The following is a 3686-nucleotide window of genomic DNA, read 5'->3' as shown; positions in this document are numbered from 1 at the left end:
GTCACACGAGAAAAGACGGTTTTATCTTTCAATTCTTCTGCTTTTGCCCCACCATTCTCCCATGCCAGTAACTCCTTTTCACTCATCACTTCTTCATAAGAAGAGGCAATGCCAAGTTTTTGGGAGATAGAAAGTGCTGTATTGGGGTGATCTCCTGTGATCATTACCACTTTGATGCCTGCTTCTTGTGCTTTTTTTATGGCATCAGGACTCTCTTCTCTTACCGGGTCGATGATGGCTACAAAACCAAGATACGTAAAGTTTTTAAGATTGATAGTAGATTCATCTATTGATTCTTTATGTGCAAGTGCAATGGTTCTGTATCCTTTAAGTGCCCATGCATCTACATCCGATAGGATCTCTTTTTTTTCTTCTTCTGTTACATTACAGTGCCCAAGTACAGTTTCAGGAGAACCTTTACTGAACTGAAAAATCGTATCATCAAGCTCCATCATTACCGCTGAGAAACGATTAATCGGTTCATAGGGTATTTCATCTATCTTTCTGTATGATTTTGAACTGGTAATGTAAGATTCGTCTGCATTCGCTGCAAATTGTGCCAATGCAATATCTACCTGATCTCCAAAAAAATCTACACTACCTTCTTTTGATGTTTCATAATGCATTTCATTACAGAGAATGGAAGCAAGATATACTTTATCATGTGCTTCATGTAGCGTGTTGGTATCATAAACCTTATGTGGTGATATAAAGTATTCAACACTTAGTCTATTTTGAGTTAATGTTCCTGTTTTATCGCTGGCTACCAATGTACAAGCCCCAAGCCCTTCAATAGCAGCCAGTTTACGTATAATGACATTTTTTTTGGACATAGATAAAGAGGCTGATGTCAAGGCCACTGTAATAGCTACGGGAAGTCCTTCTGGTATAGTAGAAACTGCAAGTGCTACAGAAAAAAGGAAGAGTGCGTAAAACTCCATTCCTTTGAGAACACCTATCACAAAAAGTAGAACAACCACCACTGCAATAACAATAGAGATACTAAAAGTAAGTTTTTCCATTTTTTCTATTAAAGGTATCTTGGCTTTACTTTTTTTACTAAGTAGCTCTGCGATCTTGCCTGCTTCTGTATCTTTTCCTATGCTAGTTACAGCGCCCATACCTCTACCACTGGAAATATATGTCCCAGCAAAGAGCATATTTTTTCTCTCTGGGATCAAAAGATTATTATTATCGCTTAAAAAGTGTGCATCTTTGTTGACATCAATGGATTCTCCTGTCAGTAATGATTCATCAACAATAAGGTTTTTACTATCAGTCAACCTGATATCTGCTGCCACCTTTGTACCCGGTTCAAAGATAAGCATATCACCGGTTACAATATGACGGCTATCAATTTCTTGTATGACACCATCCCGCATTACCATGGCATTGGTTTTGATAAGATTTTGAAGAAGTTTTGCTTTTTCAGATGCAGTATACTCTTGATAGGTTCCAATCACTGCATTAAGCAGTAAAACAAGCAGTATAAAACCTGCATCTGTATACTCTTTAATGATAAGTGCCATCAATGCTGCTATGAGCAAGACATAAATTATAGGACTTTTAAACTGTTGTAAGAAGTGTACAAAAAGTGTCATATCAGGTTTTGAGGGGAGAATGTTTAAACCATATTTCTCTTGGCGCTTGTTCACTTCCTCACTTGTCAGACCAGCAGAATTTGTTTCCAAAATTGAGAATGTCTGTTCAATGTTTTTTGTATGAAAATTGATGCTCAACCTCTTTTTTTATGACTATGGGTCTAGTACATATTTATTTGATAAGTCACTTATTTTACACTCTTTATTTTAACAATCGCATTAATATATTTGAGTTGTACTATTAAGTTTTTTAATAGTAGAATATAAATAGGTACAGAGAAAAAAGATCTTAAAATTTTAAAAAAGGTAGGTAGATTATGAAAAAGCTTAATAGAATAGTTGTAGGGTTAGATATTATAGAAAAGTCAAATAATGTTTTAAAAAGAGCTTTAAGTATAGCTAATGAGCATAAGGCTTCATTGTTTATTGTTCATGCAGTTCGAACACCTTGGTTAGAGGTACCAGCTTATTTTGGTTCCAAAGATATAAGTATAGATAAAGAGAGTATCACAAAGACAATAGAAAAAAAGATAAAAACACTAAACAGAGAGTTTAATGTGCCTTATTTTATTTTTGTGAAAGAAGGTAATGCAGATGATATCATACTCTATGAATCAAAATTAAATCATGCAGATATGATTGTTATCGGTGGGCATAGTAAGTCAAAAGGTCGAAAAGGTTTTCTAGGCACGACAGCTCAAAAAGTTGCAAATAAAAGTCATTTACCTGTATTGATCGTTAAAAATAGTGTAAAAACTTCATATAAAAACGTTATAGCGCCAACAGATTTTGGGATGCAATCTAAACAGAGTGTATTATTTGCTAAGGATATTTTTCCAACGTCAAAAATAAATATAGTCAATGCATTTGAAACTATTTATATGGAAGGTCCTTATGCTGTAGTAGGGCGTGATCTTTCACAATATAATGATGTTGCAAAATCCTGTGCAAAAGATGATTTAAAAGAGTTCATGGAAGCAGTCTCTGTCAAAAAAGGGAAGGTGATTGATGGAGAACTCTATACGAAAGAGGCATTAGTTAACTATGTTGAAGATGGTTCATATGATCTTGTAGTTATGGGTTCTAGAGGCACGTCAGGTTTCAATGCATTATTGGGGAGTGTGGCAACATATATTTTAAGAGAAACATCCAGAGATGTTTTGGTTTATGTACCATAGTTTGATTTTATTTGAATCGAAATAAATTAGAAAGAGGAGTCAATTATGAAAAAAAGAGATGACATTGATTTTAGTGAATTTGAAAAAATACTTAAAGATAAATTAGTACAGATTGAGGGTAATATAGAACAGCTTCGATCAGAATTAGAGAGTGTGGGCAGTGATGATGGGATCAATGATATGGAAGATCTTGCATCTCTTCATAGTCTTAGTGAGAAAGATAATACTATTTTACATCAGCAGGAACATGAGCTTAAAGAGACTATGCATGCGCTTGGTAAAATAAACAATGGAACATTCGGTATATGTGAAAAAAGTGCCAAACCCATACCTGTGGAAAGATTAAGAGTGAATCCTATAGCAAGGACTAAAGTCGGACTAGAGGATTAAAGAATAGTTTTTAAAACTCTTATTTCTCTTTAATGGGAGAATCTTCAGTATAAGAAATTATTATGATAATTTACTTAACTAAAAGGATATTTTAGATGAAAATTGGTATTCCAAAAGAGATAAAGAAGAAGGAAAATAGGGTTGGTATTATTCCCTCTGGCGTTAAAGTACTTGTTCAAGGTGGACATCAAGTCTATATAGAGAAAGATGCTGGAGAAAAAAGTGGGTTTTCAAATGAGGATTATACAGAAGTCGGTGCAATCATTCTTCAAGGTTCCAAAGAGATATTTGATACTTGTGAAATGATCTTAAAAGTGAAAGAGCCTCAACCCCAAGAGTATGATTTTTTAAAACCGGGACAAATACTTTTTACCTATCTTCATCTTGCACCCTTTCAGGAATTAACTGAGGTTCTGAAAGAAAAAGAAGTCATCGCTATAGCATATGAAACATTACAAGAGGGAGGAAGGATACCTTTACTTGAACCCATGAGCCAAATAGCGGGTAAAGTCGCACC

3 protein-coding genes and 1 pseudogene are annotated in these 3686 nt (G+C 34.6%); 3 read left to right on the top strand and 1 reads right to left on the bottom strand.

Annotated elements, in window-relative coordinates:
• The coding region (locus tag ABZC96_RS09080) for a cation-translocating P-type ATPase (RefSeq protein ID WP_373030598.1) at window positions 1–1739 on the bottom strand (1739 nt) is incomplete at its 3' end.
• 179 nt (window positions 1740–1918) lie between these two features.
• Between ABZC96_RS09080 and ABZC96_RS09075 the strand changes: the two genes are divergently transcribed.
• From ABZC96_RS09075 to ABZC96_RS09065, 3 genes and pseudogenes are all read left to right on the top strand, one after another.
• On the top strand, window positions 1919–2779 hold the full coding sequence (locus ABZC96_RS09075) for a universal stress protein (protein WP_373030597.1): 861 nt from the start codon (window positions 1919–1921) through the stop codon (window positions 2777–2779).
• Between the two features lie 45 nt (window positions 2780–2824).
• Complete coding sequence (locus ABZC96_RS09070) at window positions 2825–3169, top strand: TraR/DksA family transcriptional regulator (RefSeq protein ID WP_373030596.1); 345 nt, start codon at window positions 2825–2827, stop codon at window positions 3167–3169.
• A gap of 95 nt (window positions 3170–3264) precedes the next feature.
• Window positions 3265–3686, top strand: a pseudogene (locus ABZC96_RS09065) (alanine dehydrogenase); the annotation flags it as partial.

This window comes from Sulfurovum sp. (genome assembly GCF_041551015.1).
Taxonomy (GTDB): domain Bacteria; phylum Campylobacterota; class Campylobacteria; order Campylobacterales; family Sulfurovaceae; genus Sulfurovum.
Note: the sequence above shows the minus strand (reverse complement) of the source record. Positions and strands in the feature narration are given on the sequence as shown.

Coding starts and splice junctions, on each gene's coding strand:
- ABZC96_RS09070 (WP_373030596.1), top strand. CDS start 2,825: ATGAAAAAAAGAGATGACATTGATTTTAGTGAATTTGAAAAAATACTT.
- ABZC96_RS09075 (WP_373030597.1), top strand. CDS start 1,919: ATGAAAAAGCTTAATAGAATAGTTGTAGGGTTAGATATTATAGAAAAG.